The sequence below is a fragment of the Mycobacterium sp. IDUB_5 genome, from assembly GCF_055419565.1.
In genome coordinates this window covers 348,628-365,626 of the sequence record NZ_JBVAXX010000007.1, presented here as the reverse complement: position 1 = coordinate 365,626, position 16,999 = coordinate 348,628, and the positions used below count along the sequence as shown (strand labels likewise).

Annotated in this window: 9 protein-coding genes; 7 read left to right on the top strand and 2 right to left on the bottom strand. The window is 68.3% G+C overall.

The window, feature by feature from the left end:
• Positions 1-87: 87 nt before the first annotated feature.
• Entirely contained in the window at positions 88-1,305 is a 1,218-nt protein-coding gene (locus ACZY1G_RS24220; RefSeq protein WP_463823821.1) for a low temperature requirement protein A, read from the top strand.
• Here ACZY1G_RS24220 and ACZY1G_RS24215 read toward each other — a convergent pair.
• Entirely contained in the window at positions 1,295-2,551 is a 1,257-nt protein-coding gene (locus ACZY1G_RS24215; RefSeq protein WP_463817677.1) for an MFS transporter, read from the bottom strand. The genes ACZY1G_RS24220 and ACZY1G_RS24215 overlap by 11 nt on opposite strands.
• A gap of 352 nt (positions 2,552-2,903) precedes the next feature.
• On the opposite strand from ACZY1G_RS24215, the gene ACZY1G_RS24210 reads away from it, so the two are divergent.
• From ACZY1G_RS24210 to ACZY1G_RS24195, 4 genes are all read left to right on the top strand, one after another.
• Positions 2,904-3,635 carry a MerR family transcriptional regulator gene (locus ACZY1G_RS24210; RefSeq protein WP_463823820.1) on the top strand — a complete coding sequence of 244 codons (732 nt, stop codon included), beginning with the start codon at positions 2,904-2,906 and terminating at the stop codon, positions 3,633-3,635.
• A 642-nt stretch (positions 3,636-4,277) separates the two neighbouring features.
• Positions 4,278-13,463, top strand: coding sequence for a fatty acid synthase subunit beta domain-containing protein (locus tag ACZY1G_RS24205; protein WP_463823858.1), 9,186 nt, complete (start codon positions 4,278-4,280; stop codon positions 13,461-13,463).
• A 22-nt stretch (positions 13,464-13,485) separates the two neighbouring features.
• Positions 13,486-13,878, top strand: a complete 393-nt coding sequence (acpS, locus tag ACZY1G_RS24200) for a holo-ACP synthase AcpS (protein ID WP_110797910.1) — start codon at positions 13,486-13,488, stop codon at positions 13,876-13,878.
• Between the two features lie 19 nt (positions 13,879-13,897).
• Positions 13,898-15,262, top strand: a complete 1,365-nt coding sequence (locus ACZY1G_RS24195; protein WP_463817674.1) for a M20/M25/M40 family metallo-hydrolase — start codon at positions 13,898-13,900, stop codon at positions 15,260-15,262.
• On the opposite strand, the gene bcp is transcribed toward ACZY1G_RS24195, so the two are convergent.
• A complete protein-coding gene (bcp, locus tag ACZY1G_RS24190) occupies positions 15,239-15,712 on the bottom strand; it encodes a thioredoxin-dependent thiol peroxidase (RefSeq protein WP_463817673.1) in 474 nt (157 codons plus the stop codon). The genes ACZY1G_RS24195 and bcp overlap by 24 nt on opposite strands.
• A 110-nt stretch (positions 15,713-15,822) precedes the next feature.
• On the opposite strand from bcp, the gene ACZY1G_RS24185 reads away from it, so the two are divergent.
• Together ACZY1G_RS24185 and ACZY1G_RS24180 are read left to right on the top strand one after the other, a co-directional pair.
• Positions 15,823-16,047 (top strand): DUF3618 domain-containing protein, encoded by a 225-nt coding sequence (locus ACZY1G_RS24185; RefSeq protein ID WP_463817672.1) that lies wholly within the window; start codon positions 15,823-15,825, stop codon positions 16,045-16,047.
• A 534-nt stretch (positions 16,048-16,581) separates the two neighbouring features.
• Positions 16,582-16,962 carry a hypothetical protein gene (locus tag ACZY1G_RS24180; RefSeq protein WP_463817671.1) on the top strand — a complete coding sequence of 127 codons (381 nt, stop codon included), beginning with the start codon at positions 16,582-16,584 and terminating at the stop codon, positions 16,960-16,962.
• Positions 16,963-16,999 lie beyond the last annotated feature (37 nt).

Genomic DNA, 16,999 nt, shown 5'->3' with positions numbered 1-16,999 from the left:
GGTACGGTCCCTTCCCAGCGTGGAAGGGGGTAGTCGGTGACCGAACAGCCGCACGCGTCGAGCTCCGGAAGCCATCGTGTCCGGAAGATGATCGGTCGCGATCCGCACGAGTCCCATCGCGTCGCGACGCCGCTCGAGCTGCTCTTCGACCTGACCTTCGTCGTCGCGTTCGGGATCGCGGCCTCCCAGCTGGCGCACCTGCTGGCCGCCGGGCACGTCCTGGCCGGACTCGCGGCGTTCTTCTTCGCGACCTTCGCGGTGAGCTGGGCGTGGATCAATTTCAGCTGGTTCGCCTCGGCGTTCGACACCGATGACTGGGTGTACCGGCTGACCACCATGCTGCAGATGGTGGGCGTGATCATCCTCGCGCTGGGGATTCCGCAGATGTACACCTCGATCGAGCATGGCGAGCACGTCGACAACGCCGTCGTGGTCGCCGGCTACGTGGTGATGCGGGTGGCGATGGTGACGCAGTGGCTGCGGGCGGCCCGCCAGGATCCGGCCCACCGCCGGGCGTGTCTGACGTATGCGCTGTGGATCACGCTCGCGCAGGTGGGGTGGATCGTCGCGATCTTCGTCCACACCTCTCTCGCCGTCACCGCGGTGATCGTCGTCGGTCTGGTGCTGGTCGAGATGATGGGCCCGGTTCTCGCCGAGTCGACCGGCGGCGGCACGCCGTGGCACGCGCACCACATCGCGGAGCGGTACGGACTCTTCACGATCATCGCGCTCGGCGAAGGGGTGGTCGGTACGGTCGCCTCGCTGACCGCTGTAGTGGAGGCCCAGGGCTGGACTTTCGACGCGGCGTTCGTCGCGGTGGCTGGCATCGGGCTGACGTTCGGCATGTGGTGGACCTACTTCGCGCTGCCGCAGGCCGAGATCCTGCACGTGCGCCGGGAGCGCTCGTTCTGGTTCGGGTATCTGCACATCCTCGTATTCGGGGCGATCGTGGCCACGGGCGCGGGCCTACACGCGGCTGCCTACTACGTCGAGCATCATTCGGAGCTCGGATCGGTGGCCACGGTGTCGACCGTCGTCGTCCCGGTCGGCGTGTACCTGCTGATGACCTTCGTGCTGGGCGCGGTGCTGACGCGCACGCTGGCGCTGTTCCACATCGCGGTGATGCTGGTGACCGCGGCGGTGCTGGCGGCAGCCGTGGTGTTGGCGGCGTCCGGGGTCTCGATGGCGAACTGCCTGCTGGTGGTGACGCTCGCTCCCGTCGTCTCGGTCGTGGCGCACGAGCTCAGGGGGCACCGGCACATCGATGCCGCGGTGGTGCGTTCCGTCGGACCCGCTACCCGTTGATGCCCTCCAGGAGGATGCGATCGTCCTGCTGCGCCAGCAGCCGGCGGGCTTTGCGGCGCGTGATCAGGATGCCGGTGACCGCCAGCGCCCATACCGCGTACTGAAGGGTCCAGGCCAGCCGGAACGAGTCGAACGACAGCCCGCCGGCGGCCTGCAGGATCACGCCCATCACCTGCATGAGCACCAGCGAGGCCAGGAAGCCTCCCATGTTCACCATGCCCTGGGCGGTGCCCAGAGTGTGGCTGGGGTTGAAGGTCCGGGCGAAGTCGAATCCGACCATGGAGCCCGGTCCGCCGACGGAGATGACGACCACGAGCGTCACCAGTAGCCACACCGGTGCCCTGTCGGGGAGCGCGAGCACGACGGTCCAGATGGCCGCGTTGCTGGCGATGATCCAGAGCACGAGACGCGAGCGACGGTGCGGAAACCGGCCGGTGAGGATGCCCACGACGAGTCCCGCAGCGATCGCCGCGACGACGGAGATCGTCAGCAGGGTTCCCGCGGCAGTGGCGGACAGCCCCTGGGCCACGGTCAGATACGGAACGCCCCACATCAACGCGAAGACGGTCACGGAGAACTGCGTGCCCATGTGGGTGAAGAAGCCGAGTCGGGTGCCGGGCCGTAGCCACACCGTCTTCACACTCGCCAGGGTCTCCCGCACACTCATCGTCTCCGCCGTGACCGCGACGCCGTCGGGTGCGTTCTTGACCAGCGCCGCGACCAGGACGAGGACGAGGGCGCCGAGCGCGGCCGCCGAGGTGTAGGCGGGAGTCCAGCCGGAGGTGGAGAGCAACGCCAGGAACGGCACCGCGCTGAGGACTTGCCCCAGCTGGCCACAGATGCCGGTGAGTTGTGTCACCAAGGGCACCTGCCGCGCGGGGAACCACCGGGGGACCAGACGTAGGACGGAGATGAACGTCATCGCGTCGCCCAGCCCCACCACGGCGCGAGCGGCGATCGCAAGGGGAAGCGACGCCGTCATCGCCAGGGTCAACTGGCCGGCAGCCATCAGTGTTGCTCCGGCCAAGATGAGGGCCCGCGATCCGTACCGGTCGAGCAACAGCCCCGCGGGAATCTGTGCGCCGGCGTAGACGACCACCTGCAGCACGACGAACGTCGACAGGAGACCGGGGCCTGCAGCAAAGCGCTCGGCGGCAGGCAGGCCGGAGACGCCAAGGGTGGTGCGATCAAGAACAGCCACGATGTAGGCGAGAAGTCCGGTCGCCCAGATGATCCAGGGGCGCACGGTGCAACCTCTCGGTGCGAATCACGATGGGGACGGGTGGTTCGGCAGGCCGCACCACCGGTCCATGTTCCCGCACGAAGCTGTGCCGACGCCAACCGCGTGACCGGCGACCGGCCTCTCAGCCCTGACCGCGCGAGCAAACATGTTGGCTGAAACTGCACTGTCGCGCTATATTACTGAAAAGTCAGATCATGATCGCCGCAGATGAAGCGGCATGGGTAGAGAAATTTTCCATCAGTATCGGAGGATTGGATTACTTCGCTCACGCGGTAGGCAGGCGGGGTAAAGTGATTCATGCGCTGCGCAGACCGCCGTCGGGTCTCTTACCGGTGGCGCCGAGGGGGTTGCCACTGTGGCTGAGTATCGACTCGAAGATCTCGCTCGGGTGTCGGGCGTCAGTACGCGCAACATCCGCGCATACCGGGAGCGTGGGCTGCTCGATCCGCCGCGCCGGGTGGGTCGATCGGCGCTGTACGACGACTACCACCTGTCGCAGCTGAACACGATCAGCCAGTTGCTGCGCAAGGGGTACAACTCAGCCCACATCGCGGAGTTCTTCACGAGCATGCGTGAGGGCGAGGACCTGGCCGACATCCTCGGTCTGCAACGTGCCGTGCTCGGGCCCGACACGGATGACCAGGACAACCCCGTGTTGCCCCTCGAGCCCGACTCGAACGAAGCGCGCACGCTGATCGCGCACGGGATGGCCGAGGTGAAGGGCCGCAAACTGGTGCTGACCGACACCGACGCGGCCGAGATCCTGGCCCGCTCGCACGATCACACGTTGTACGTGCGGACCCTTCTGCGGTTCGTCGAGGCGGCCGACAAATCCGTGGAAGACCTGGCCGAGGCGTTCGTGAACAGCCTGGTGGAGCTGTATCGATCCGAGGTCGGCTCGTCGTACCTTCCCAAGCCCGACGAGATGGGCCGGCTTCGCCAGATCGTCGAGGACTACCGCCTGCTGGGCAAGAAGGTGACGGCGTTGCGGTTCGAGGCGGCGACGCGTCGGCTCATGTCGTCGTCCGGAGCGGACTACACCGCCAACATCCTCCTCACCGGGGTCTGGGAGCGGCCGACAGGGTAGCGGTCACGGTTGCCCGCCGGGCGGTCGTCGAGACTTACTGATCAGTAAGGTTCTCCAGCAAACACCTGTCGAGTTCGCGAATCCGCGACCATAAACTCCGCGCCACGCTGTCGTGCATGGCCGCTACGCCGACCGGGCATCTGCGAACCGAAATTTTCAGATAACGATTGCGTCACAATGCGGCTTTGAACTGCGCTTCTACCTTACTGAACCGTAACCACCCGCCAGCAGGACGTTTGTCCCGGAAGCCGGCCGGCCCTCTCCGGCCTTGCGTTACGCGTTGTTCTGTTACCCGTGCGTAGAACTCGCCAGTAACCATTTAGGGGGCCAGAATCGAGTCGTCTCTTATGACACTCTTAGTACGGCTGCAGTGTCCGCCACCATGCCTCATGCGTCCGAGGCCCAGTGGTCGAGACCAGCCGGATTCGACGCCGAATCGCCCTGGCCCACGACGCGGGCTCGCCTGCCGTCGACGACGAGCTACCGCCCACCGAGCACCCAGCCACAAGGACCACGCGCCCATCCGAGCCGCGCAACGTACCACTGAGGAGAACACGCCACGTGACGATCAACGACCAGCACCGTGCGACCACCCGTTCCGACTCCGAGTCCAATTCTGGAGGCGGCCAGACCTTCGAACCCCTGGCCGGGGCGCACGCGCTTGTCGATCGGCTGCACGCAGGCGAGCCGTACGCGGTCGCGTTCGGTGGTCAGGGCGGCCCGTGGCTCGAGAACCTCGAGGAGCTGGTCAACTCTGCGGGCATCGAGTCCGAGATCAGCCAGCTGGTCGCTGAGGCCGAGCTGCTCCTCGAGCCGCTGGCCCGCGAGCTGGTGGTCGTGCGTCCCATCGGCTTCGAGCCGATGAAGTGGATCCGCGCGCTCGCCGCGGACGAGCCGCTGCCGTCGGCCAAGGACCTCACCACCGCGGCCATCTCCGGTCCCGGCATCCTGCTCACCCAGATGGCCGCTCAGCGTGCGCTCAAACGCCAGGGCTTGGACCTCGAGGGGCATCCGCCCGTGGCCATCGCGGGCCACTCGCAGGGCATCACCGCCGTCGAGTCGCTCAAGGCCCACGGCACCCGCGACGCCGAGCTGCTGGCGATCGGTCAGCTGATCGGTGCGGCGGGCTCGCTGGTGTCTCGCCGACGCGGCATGGTCGGTCGCGGTGACAAGTCGCCGATGGTCTCGGTCACCAACGTCGATCCGGCCCGCATCGCGGCGCTACTCGACGAGTTCGCGCAGGACGTCCGCACCGTTCTGGCCCCTGCCCTGTCCATCCGCAACGGGCGTCGCTCCGTCGTGATCACCGGGACGCCCGAGCAGCTGGCCCGTTTCGAGCTCTACTGCGAGAAGATCACCGAGCGCGAAGAGGCCGAGCGCAAGAACAAGACCCGCGGCGGCGCGATCTTCCGTCCGGTGTTCAACCAGCTCAACGTCGAGGTCGGTTTTCACACACCGCGGCTGGCCGACGGTGTCGACCTGGTCGAGGAGTGGGCCGCCCGGACCGGACTGGACCGCGAACTCACCCGCATGCTGACCGAGCACATCTTCATCAAGCCGGTCGACTGGGTCTCCGAGGTCGAGGGCCTCGCCGCAGCCGGCGCCAAGTGGATCGTCGATCTGGGTCCGAGCGACACCGTCACGCGGTTGACGGCCCCCGTGATCCGCGGGCTGGGTATCGGCATCGTCGCGGCCGCCACCCGCGCCGGCCAGCGCAGCCTGTTCACCGTCGGCGCCGCCCCCGACGTCGCACCGGCCTGGTCCAGCTACGCACCGACACCGGTCACCCTGCCCGACGGTTCGGTCAAGGCGTCCACCAAGTTCACCCGTCTGACCGGCCGGTCGCCGATCCTGCTCGCCGGCATGACCCCGACCACCGTCGACGCGAAGATCGTCGCTGCCGCAGCCAACGCCGGACACTGGGCGGAGCTGGCCGGCGGCGGCCAGGTCACCGAGGAGATCTTCGACGCGCGTATCGAGCAGCTGACCCAGCTGCTCGAGCCGGGTCGTGCGGTGCAGTTCAACTCGCTGTTCCTCGACCCCTACCTGTGGAAGCTGCAGGTCGGCGGTAAGCGTCTGGTGCAGAAGGCCCGCCAGTCGGGTGCGCCCATCGACGGCGTCGTCGTCACCGCGGGCATCCCCGACCTGGAAGAGGCCGTCGACCTCATCGAGGAGCTCAACACCGTCGGCATCACCCACGTCTGCTTCAAGCCCGGCACGGTCGACCAGATCAAGTCGGTCATCAAGATCGCGGTCGAGGTGCCCACGCGCGACGTCATCGTCCACATCGAGGGCGGCCGCGCCGGCGGCCACCACTCGTGGGAGGACCTCGACGACCTCCTGCTGTCCACCTACGGGGACCTGCGCAAGTACCGCAACATCACGATCTGCGTCGGCGGTGGTATCGGCACGCCGGAACGCGCCGCCGAGTACCTGTCCGGTGACTGGGCCAAGCCCTACGGCTTCCCGGCGATGCCCGTCGACGGCATCCTCGTCGGCACCGCCGCGATGGCGACCAAGGAGGCCACGACGTCTCCGGCGGTCAAGCAGATGCTCGTGGAGACCTCCGGCACCGACACCTGGGTGGGCGCCGGCCACGCGATCAATGGAATGGCCAGTGGCCGCAGCCAATTGGGCGCCGACATCCACGAGATCGACAACGCCGCTTCGCGGTGCGGCCGCCTTCTCGACGAGGTCGCCGGTGACGCCGACGCCGTCGCCGAGCGCCGCGACGAGATCATCGCCGCGATGGCCGGCACCGCCAAGCCGTACTTCGGCGACATCGGTGACATGACCTACCTGCAGTGGCTGCAGCGCTACGTCGAGCTGGCCATCGGCGACGGCGACAGCACCGCCGACACCGCCGCTCCGGGCAGCCCCTGGCTGGCCGAGACCTGGCGGGATCGGTTCGAGGACATGCTCAAGCGCGCAGAAGCTCGCTTGTCGGAGAAGGACTTCGGCCCGATCGACACGCTCTTCGGTGCCGACGGCCAGGCCCTGCTCGACACGCCGCAGCAGGCCATCGACGCGCTGCTCACGCGCTACCCCGACGCCGAGGCGGTGCGGCTGCACCCCGCCGATGTGCCGTTCTTCGTGACGCTGTGCAAGAAGCCCGGCAAGCCGGTGAACTTCGTGCCGGTCATCGACAAGGACGTGCGTCGGTGGTGGCGCAGTGACTCGCTGTGGCAGGCCCACGACGCCCGCTACACCGCCGACCAGGTGTGCATCATCCCGGGCACGCAGGCAGTCGCCGGTATCACCCGCGTCGACGAGCCGGTCGGCGACCTGCTCGACCGGTTCGAGAAGGAGATCGTCGATCGCGCACTGGCCGAAGGCGCGCAGCCGGTGTCGGTCGTGTCGCGCCGTCAGGCCCGCGCCGACGTCGGCGGCCCGCTCGCCGTGGTTCTCGATTCGCCCGACGTCCTGTGGGCCGGTCGGACCGCCGTCAACCCGGTCCACCGCATCGGTGCGCCCGGCGAGTGGCAGGTCAACGACGTGCCCGGTAAGCCGAGCGCGACCCACCCGAACACGGGTGCGAGGTTGGAGCTGGCAACCGATAGCACTGTGACGCTCAGTGTTCCGCTGTCCGACATCTGGATCGAGATCCGCTTCACGCTGCCTGCGACCACCGTCGACGGCGGCATGCCGATCGTCACCGTGGAAGACGCGTCGCAGGCGATGCGCGCCGTGCTCGCTATTGCAGCCGGTGTCGACGGTCCGGATGCGCTCCCCGCCGTCGTCGACAACGCCTCGACCGTGACCGTGGAATGGGATCCGGAGAAGGTCGCCGATCACACCGGCGTGACCGCCACGTTCGGCGCCCCGCTGGCGCCCGGCCTCACCCTGGTGCCCGACGCGCTGGTCGGCCTCTGCTGGCCCGCGGTCTTCTCGGCCATCGGGTCCGCCCTCACCGAGGACGGCTTCCCCGTCGTCGAGGGTCTGCTGAGCCTGGTGCACCTCGACCACGCCGCCCACCTGCTCGCGCCGATGCCCACCGACAAGTCCGAATTGACCGTCACCGCAACGACTCTGGCGGCAACCGATACCGAGGTCGGGCGCGTCGTGCCGGTCGAGGTGTCGATCGCGGACGCCGAGGGCACCGTTCTGGCGACGCTCGAGGAGCGCTTCGCCATCCGTGGCCGTACCGGTGCCGCCGAGCTGACGGATCCGCCGCGGGCCGGCGGAGCCATCACCGACAACGCCACCGACACCCCGCGCCGTCGCCGGCGTGACGTGGTCGTCACCGCGCCGGTCGACATGAGCGCGTTCGCGGTGGTCTCCGGTGACCACAACCCGATCCACACCGATCGGGCCGCCGCACTGCTGGCCGGCCTGAAAACGCCCATCGTGCACGGCATGTGGCTCTCCGCTGCCGCGCAGCACGCGGTCACCGCGACCGACGGCCGGGCGACCCCACCCGCACGTCTGGTCGGCTGGACGTCTCGCTTCCTCGGCATGGTGTTGCCGGGCGACGAGATCGAGTTCCGCGTCGACCGCGTCGGAATCGACCGGGGCGCCGAGATCATCGAGGTGTCCGCCAAGGTCGGCGGCGAACTCGTGATGGCCGCCACCGCGCAGCTGGCCGCGCCGAAGACCGTGTACGCCTTCCCGGGTCAGGGCATCCAGTCCAAGGGCATGGGTATGGACGTGCGCGCCCGCTCCAAGGCGGCGCGCAAGGTGTGGGACATCGCCGACAAGTTCACCCGCGAGACGCTGGGCTTCTCGGTGCTCCACGTGGTGCGCGACAACCCGACCAGCCTGATCGCCTCCGGTGTGCACTACCACCATCCCGAAGGCGTGCTGTACCTGACGCAGTTCACTCAGGTCGCGATGGCCACGGTCGCGGCGGCCCAGGTCGCCGAGATGCGTGAGCAGGGCGCCTTCGTCGAGGGCGCGATCGCGTGCGGCCACTCGGTCGGTGAGTACACCGCCCTGGCGTGCGTCTCCGGTGTGTACGAGCTGCCCGCTCTGCTCGAGGTGGTGTTCCACCGCGGGTCCAAGATGCACGACATCGTCCCGCGCGACGCCGCGGGTCGCTCGAACTACCGGCTCGCCGCGATCCGTCCGTCGCAGATCGATCTCGACGATGCCGACGTCAAGGCCTTCGTCGCCGAGATCTCCGAGCGCACTGGCGAGTTCTTGGAGATCGTGAACTTCAACCTGCGCGGCTCGCAGTACGCCATCGCGGGCACGGTCGCCGGTCTTGAGGCGCTCGAGGAAGAGGTCGAGCGTCGTCGCGAGATCAGCGGCGGCAAGCGCTCGTTCATCCTGGTGCCCGGTATCGACGTGCCGTTCCACTCCTCGGTCCTGCGGGTCGGCGTGGCCGACTTCCGTCGCGCGCTGGAGCGGGTCATGCCGCACGACGCCGATGCCGAGCTGCTGGTCGGCCGGTACATCCCGAACCTGGTGCCGCGGCCGTTCACGCTCGATCGCGACTTCGTCCAGGAGATCCGCGATCTCGTGCCTGCAGAGCCTCTCGACGAAATCCTCGCCGACTACGACACGTGGCGTGACGAACGTCCGAACGAGTTGTGCCGCAAGATCGTCATCGAGCTGCTGGCCTGGCAGTTCGCCAGCCCGGTGCGCTGGATCGAGACCCAGGACCTGCTGTTCATCGAGGAGGCCGCAGGCGGTCTCGGGGTGGAGCGCTTCGTCGAGATCGGTGTGAAGAACGCGCCGACTGTCGCCGGGCTGGCCACCAACACGCTGAAGCTGCCGGAGTACTCGCACAACACCACCGAGGTGCTCAACGCCGAGCGTGACGCTGCGGTGCTGTTCGCGACCGACACCGATCCCGAGCCCGAGATCGAGGACACGCCTCCGCCGCCGGCATCTGCCGAATCAGCCACAGCGCCGGTCGAGGCCGCGCCGGCCGCTCCCGCTCCCGCGGCAGCACCGTCGGGCGGACCCCGCCCGGACGACATCACCTTCGACGCGGCCGACGCGACGATGGCGCTGATCGCGCTGTCGGCGAAGGTCCGCATCGATCAGATCGAGGCGCTCGATTCGATCGAGTCGATCACCGACGGTGCGTCCTCGCGCCGCAACCAGATGCTCGTCGACCTCGGCTCGGAACTGAACCTGGGCGCGATCGACGGTGCCGCAGAAGCCGATCTGGCCGGGCTGAAGGGGCAGGTCACCAAGCTGGCCCGTACCTACAAGCCGTTCGGACCGGTGCTCTCCGATGCGATCAACGACCAGCTGCGCACGGTCCTCGGGCCGTCGGGCAAGCGTCCTGCCTACATCACCGAGCGCATCACCAAGACCTGGGAGCTGGGCGAGGGCTGGGCCAAGCACGCCATCGTCGAGGTGGCTCTGGGGACCCGCGAGGGCTCCAGTGTTCGCGGCGGGGCGCTGGGCGGCCTGCATGACGGGGCGCTGGCCGATGCGGCGTCGGTCGACAAGGCGATCGACGCGGCGGTGGCCGCGGTGGCCGCACGCCGCGGCGTGCAGGTGTCGCTGCCCTCCGCCGGCGGTGCTGGTGGCGGTGTCGTCGACTCGGCGGCCCTCGGCGAATTCGCCGAGAAGGTCACCGGACCCGACGGTGTGCTCGCCTCGGCGGCCCGCACGATCCTCGATCAGCTGGGCCTGGGCGCGCCTCTGGTGACCCCGGATGCCGCGGCCGACGCAGAGCTCATCGACCTGGTCACCGCCGAATTGGGTTCGGACTGGCCGCGTCTGGTGGCGCCGTCATTCGACGCCCGCAAGGCGGTCCTGTTCGACGACCGGTGGGCCAGTGCACGTGAGGATCTGGTCAAGATCTGGCTGATGGACGAGGACGAGATCGACGCGAACTGGGCGCGCCTGTCGGAGCGGTTCGAGGGTGCCGGTCACGTGGTCGGCACGCAGGCGACCTACTGGCAGGGCAAGGCCCTGGCCTCAGGCCGCACCGTGCACGCTTCGCTGTACGCCCGTGCGGCAGCCGGCGCGGAGAATCCGGGCAAGGGCCGCTACAGCGATGAGGTCGCTGTCGTGACCGGCGCATCGAAGGGCTCGATCGCGGCGTCGGTGGCAGCGCAGCTGCTCGCCGGTGGCGCGACCGTGATCGCGACCACGTCCAAGCTGGACGATTCGCGACTGGCCTTCTACCGCGACCTCTACCGCGACAACGCCGGCTTCGGCGCCAAGCTGTGGGTGCTGCCCGCGAACATGGCCTCCTACAACGACATCGACGCCCTCGTGGAGTGGGTGGGCAACGAGCAGACCGAGAGCCTCGGGCCCAAATCGATCCACGTCAAGGACGCGCTGTCGCCCACGCTGCTGTTCCCGTTCGCAGCGCCGCGGGTCGGTGGCGACCTGTCCGAGGTCGGTGCACGCGCCGAGATGGAGATGAAGGTCCTGCTGTGGGCCGTGCAGCGGTTGATCGCCGGGCTGTCCCACATCGGGGCGGACCGGGACATCGCGGCACGTCTGCACGTGGTGCTCCCGGGCTCGCCGAACCGGGGCATGTTCGGCGGCGACGGCGCCTACGGTGAGGCCAAGGCCTCGCTCGACGCGCTGGTCTCCCGCTGGAAGGCCGAGACGTCGTGGGCGCAGCGAGTCAGCCTGGCGCACGCGCTGATCGGCTGGACGCGTGGCACCGGGCTGATGGGCCACAACGACGTCATCGTCGACGCGGTCGAAGAAGCCGGCGTCACCACCTACTCCACGGAGCAGATGGCGAGCATGCTGCTCGACCTGTGCGATGTCGAGACCAAGGTCGCGGCGGCGCGGGAGCCGGTCGAGGCCGACCTCACCGGTGGTCTGGCCGAGGCGAATCTCGACATGGCCGAGCTCGCTGCCAAGGCACGCGAAGAGGCGACAGCCGCGCCGGCTGACGAAGACACCACCGACGAGGTTGCCGCGCAGACGATTTCGGCTCTGCCGTCGCCGCCTCGCCCGGTAGCCGGTGTGCCGGTGCCGGAGTGGGCCGACCTCGACGTCGACCCGGCCGACCTCGTGGTCATCGTCGGTGGCGCCGAACTGGGACCCTACGGCTCGTCGCGGACCCGCTTCGAGATGGAGGTCGACAACGAACTGTCGGCAGCCGGTGTGCTCGAGCTGGCATGGACGACCGGCCTGATCACGTGGGAGGACGATCCCCAGCCGGGTTGGTATGACACCCAATCCGGTGATCTGGTCGAGGAATCCGAGCTCGTCGAGCGGTACCACGACGCGGTCGTGGAACGGTGCGGCATTCGCGAGTTCGTCGACGACGGTGCGATCGATCCCGATCACGCCTCGCCGCTGCTGGTGAGTGTGTTCCTGGACAAGGACTTCCGGTTCGTGGTGTCCAGCGAGACCGATGCGCGCGCATTCGTCGCGTTCGATCCCGAGCACACCGTGGCCCGGCCGATCCCGGACAGCGGCGACTGGGAGGTGATCCGCAAGGCGGGCACCGAGATTCGCGTTCCGCGCAAGACCAAGCTCTCGCGGACCGTGGGCGCCCAGATCCCGACCGGCTTCGATCCGACCGTGTGGGGTGTCAGCCCTGACATGGCGACCTCGATCGACCGGGTGGCGCTGTGGAACATCGTCGCGACCGTCGATGCGTTCCTGTCGTCGGGCTTCACACCGTCAGAGCTGATGCGGTGGGTGCACCCGAGCCTGGTGGCTTCCACGCAGGGCACCGGCATGGGTGGCATGACGTCGATGCAGACCATGTACCACGGCAACCTGCTGGGCCGCAGCAAGCCGAACGACATCCTGCAAGAGGTGCTGCCGAATGTCGTTGCAGCGCATGTCATGCAGTCCTATGTCGGTGGCTACGGCGCGATGGTGCACCCGGTGGGTGCCTGCGCGACCGCCGCGGTCTCGGTCGAAGAGGGCGTCGACAAGATCAAGCTCGGCAAGGCCGAACTCGTGGTCGCGGGCGGTTTCGACGACATGACGCTGGAAGCGATCACCGGCTTCGGTGACATGGCGGCCACGGCCGACACCGAGGTGATGCGCGCCAAGGGCATCAGCGACTCGAAGTTCTCGCGGGCCAACGACCGGCGCCGGCTCGGCTTCCTGGAAGCCGAAGGCGGCGGGACGATCCTGCTGGCGCGTGGCGACCTGGCGCTGCGGATGGGCCTGCCGGTGCTGGCGGTGGTCGGCTACGCCCAGTCCTTCGCCGACGGTGTGCACACCTCGATCCCGGCTCCCGGGCTGGGTGCGCTGGGTGCCGGCCGCGGTGGCCGGGACTCGGTGCTGGCGCGTTCGCTGAGCAAGCTCGGGGTCGGTGCCGACGACATCGCGGTGATCTCCAAGCACGACACCTCGACGCTGGCCAACGATCCCAACGAGACGGAGCTGCACGAGCGTCTGGCGGCCTCGCTGGGCCGCTCGGAGGGTGCGCCGCTGTTCGTCATCAGCCAGAAGAGCCTCACCGGCCACGCCAAGGGCGGTGCCGCGGTCTTCCAGATGATGGGCCTGTGCCAGGTACTGCGCGATGGCGTCATCCCGCCGAACCGCAGCCTGGACTGCGTCGACGACGAGCTGGCCACCTCGGCGCACTTCGTGTGGGTCCGAGACACGCTGCGCCTCGGCGAGAAGTACCCGCTCAAGGCCGGTCTGGTGACCAGCCTCGGGTTCGGGCACGTGTCGGGTCTGATCGCGCTGGTGCATCCGCAGGCGTTCCTGGCGACGCTGACTCCCGAGCAGCGGGCGGCCTACACCGCCCAGGCTCAGGAGCGCACGCTCGCCGGTCAGCGCCGGTTGGCCTCGGCGATCGCGGGCGGACGGCCGATGTACGAGCGGCCCGAGGGTCGTCGCTTCGACCACGAGCAGCCCGAGAAGGCACAGGAGGCCGCCATGCTGCTCGACACGGCGTCGCGTCTCGGCGAGAACGGGGTGTATCAGCGGTGATCCGTGGGATAGCGTGCTGGCCGTGGGCATTGTCGGGATAGGTATCGACCTCGTCTCCATTCCCGACTTCGCCGAGCAGGTGGATCGGCCGGGCACGGTGTTCGCGGAAACGTTCACGCCAGGGGAGCGGCGCGACGCCGCCGACAAGAGTTCGTCGGCGGCGCGCCACCTGGCGGCGCGGTGGGCGGCCAAGGAGGCCGTGATCAAGGCGTGGTCGGGGTCGCGGTTCTCCAAGCGGCCGGTGCTGCCGGAGGCGATCCACCGCGACATCGAGGTGATCACCGATATGTGGGGCCGGCCCCGCGTCCGGTTGACGGGCGCGGTGGCCGAGCACCTCAAAGAGGTGACGATCCACCTGTCACTCACTCACGAGGCCGACACCGCGGCCGCAGTCGCGGTCCTCGAAGAGCGGTAGCGGCACTACTCTCGTCGCTATGAGTGATCTCGTTCAGCGGGTCCGCGACGTCCTTCCGTCGGTGCGTGCCGATCTCGAGGATCTGGTGCGCATCGAGTCCGTCTGGGCAGACCCCCAGCGCCGCGACGAGGTGACGCGCAGCGCCGAGGCTGTGGCGAAGCTGTTGTCCGGGGCGGGTTTCGGCGATGTCCGGATCGTCTCCGAGGGTGGCGCGCCCGCGGTCATCGCTCACCATCCGGCACCTGAGGGTGCGCCGACGGTGCTGCTCTACGCGCATCACGACGTTCAACCAGAGGGCGATCCCGCGGCCTGGCACAGTCCGCCGTTCGAGCCGACGGAGCGTGACGGCCGGCTCTATGGTCGCGGTACGGCCGACGACAAGGCCGGTATCGCAACACATTTGGCGGCTATCCGGGCCCACGGTGGGGTTCCGCCCGTCGGCGTGACGGTGTTCGTCGAGGGTGAGGAAGAATCCGGCTCACCGTCGCTGTCGCGCCTGCTGGCGGCCCACAAGGACGCGCTGGCCGCCGACGTCATCGTGATCGCCGACTCCGACAACTGGAGCACCGACACCCCGTCGCTGACCGTGTCGCTTCGCGGCCTGGCCGACTGCATCGTCGAGGTCTCCACACTCGATCACGGCCTGCACTCCGGTATGTGGGGCGGCGTCGTGCCCGACGCGCTCATGGTGCTGGTGCGGCTGCTGGCCAGCCTGCACGACGACGACGGCAATGTGGCCGTCGAGGGCCTGCACGAGGCAACGGCGGCGGACGTGGACTACACCCCGGAACGGGTGCGTTCCGACACCGGGGTGCTCGACGGTGTCGACGAAATCGGTTCTGGCGCAGTGGCACAACGGCTGTGGGCCAAGCCCGCGATCACGGTCATCGGGATCGACACCACCCCGATCGCCAAGGCGTCGAACACGTTGATCCCGTCGGCGCGGGCCAAGGTCAGCATGCGCGTGGCCCCTGGCGGCGACGCCGGCGAGCACCTGGCCGCGCTGACCCGGCATCTGGAGCAGCACGCGCCGTGGGGTGCGCGCGTCACGGTCACCCCGGGCGACGTCGGCCAGCCCTATGCCATCGACGCCACCGGACCGATCTACGACGCGGCGCGCGAGGCGTTTCGGGAGGCGTGGGGTCGCGACGCGGTGGACACCGGTGTGGGCGGCTCGATCCCGTTCATCGCGGCCTTCGCCGCAGCATTCCCCGACGCCACGATCCTGGTGACGGGCGTCGAGGACCCAGACACCCAGGCGCACAGCATCAACGAGAGCCTGCACCTGGGAGTTCTGGAACGCGCCGCGACGGCGGAAGCTCTGCTACTGGCGAAACTGGGGCTGCTCGCGAAGCTCGGATCAGACGGACAGATCGCGCCGTAGCTTGGCGACGTGACCGGTGGCACGCACGTTGTACTGGGCCACTTCGATCTTGCCCTTCTCGTCGACGAGGAACGTGGAGCGGATGACGCCCTGCACGGTCTTGCCGTACATCGTCTTCTCGCCATAGGCGCCCCAGGCTTCGAGCACCTTGCGATCGGGATCCGACAGCAGCGGGAAATTGAGCTCTTCTTTGTCCCGGAACTTGGCGAGCTTCTCGGGCTTGTCGGGGGAGATGCCGACGACGTCCAGCCCGGCGCCGTTCAGCTCGGCCAGGTTGTCGCGGAAGTCGCAGGCCTCCTTCGTGCAGCCGGGGGTGGAAGCGGCGGGGTAGAAGTACACGACGACCTTTCGGCCTGTGTAGTCCGACAGCTTGACGGTGTTCCCGTCGGCGTCGGGGAGGCTGAATGCGGGGGCTTGATCGCCCACCTCGAGGCGGGGAGTCTGCGACATGGCTGGTGGCTCTCCTTCGATCTGTGGCATCGATGCGCGACCGGGCGCTGCGCTTGGCGCCCGCTGAACTAGGGTAGTGCGGCAGGACCGACAGACGGGCGGAGGCATACGTGGCGGATCGTGATCCCGACACCATCAAGGCCGAGATCGATCAGGCGCGCGATCAGTTGGCTCTGACTGTCGACTCGTTGGCTACGCGGGCCAATCCGCGTCGGCTCGCCGAGGATCTCAAAGCAGGTGCGGTGCGCTTCGTGAAGAAGCCGCCGGTGGCGTTGTCTCTGGCAGGCGTCGGCGTGCTGGTGCTCGTGGTGGTGGTGCGGCGCGCGCGCCGCTGACAGTCCACCGCTGACGGTTCAGCGCCGACGAGCCGAGCGGAACCAGTTCGAGAAGGAAAACCCTGGCGGGTTGGCCACGCGGCCAATCCGGCTACAGCTGTGCACGAGCACCGGATGCTGCGAGGCTGCGTCCGCACCCGCGCCATCTGGCGCGGCTGCGGTCACCGACGGCTCCATCAGCCCTGACATCAGCTAAGTTCCTCGTTTCCCCGACACCGACCGGGGAGGCCCCGGTTCCGTTGTGATCAGCTAACGGCACAGTAACACCCGATGTAGCCGATGGCCAGCGCAATCACTATCCATGTAGCGCACTGAGGAAATGTTCGGGCCGCATCTCGACGTTGACGCATGAGTCGATATCCGCTCGTCTCAGTGACTCCTAGCACATTATGCAACGCTCGTCGTCCGGAACCGAATTATTTTTCGCGATCGTCAAAAACGGGTGCGCGATTCCGCGGACAGACAGGGGCGTCGGCACCAGCGCCGGGTCATCTACGCTGACGGCTGATCCACCACGAGCAAAGGAGACGCGCGATGGCGTGGTTTCTCGCCCTGCAGGGCCCGTCGCAACCCAGCCACCAGGCTTCGGTGTACGAACTTCAGGATCTGACCGACGTCGATCAGCTGGCGCAGGAACTGGTCAGCGCCGTGACGTTGGATCGGGTGGTGCCGATTCCGGCGATGCTGCCCCAGAACAACCGCAAGCGGCAGAAGGTCACGCTGTACGTGCGGCCCGCCGCGTGGGCCATGTGGACCTTCTACGAACTGAGCGACGACGATCGCCGCTCGCTGATGAAAGAAAATCCGCTCGTCCAGGCGATGCAGGCGCATCAGCAGCAGCACCATCCGGGACAGCCCGGTGCCGCCCCCAACCCGTTGACGGGTCAGCCCGGGCCGGGTGCGCCGCGGCGCTGAGACCCACACGATCCCACTGCGCAAAGAGAAGAGGAGG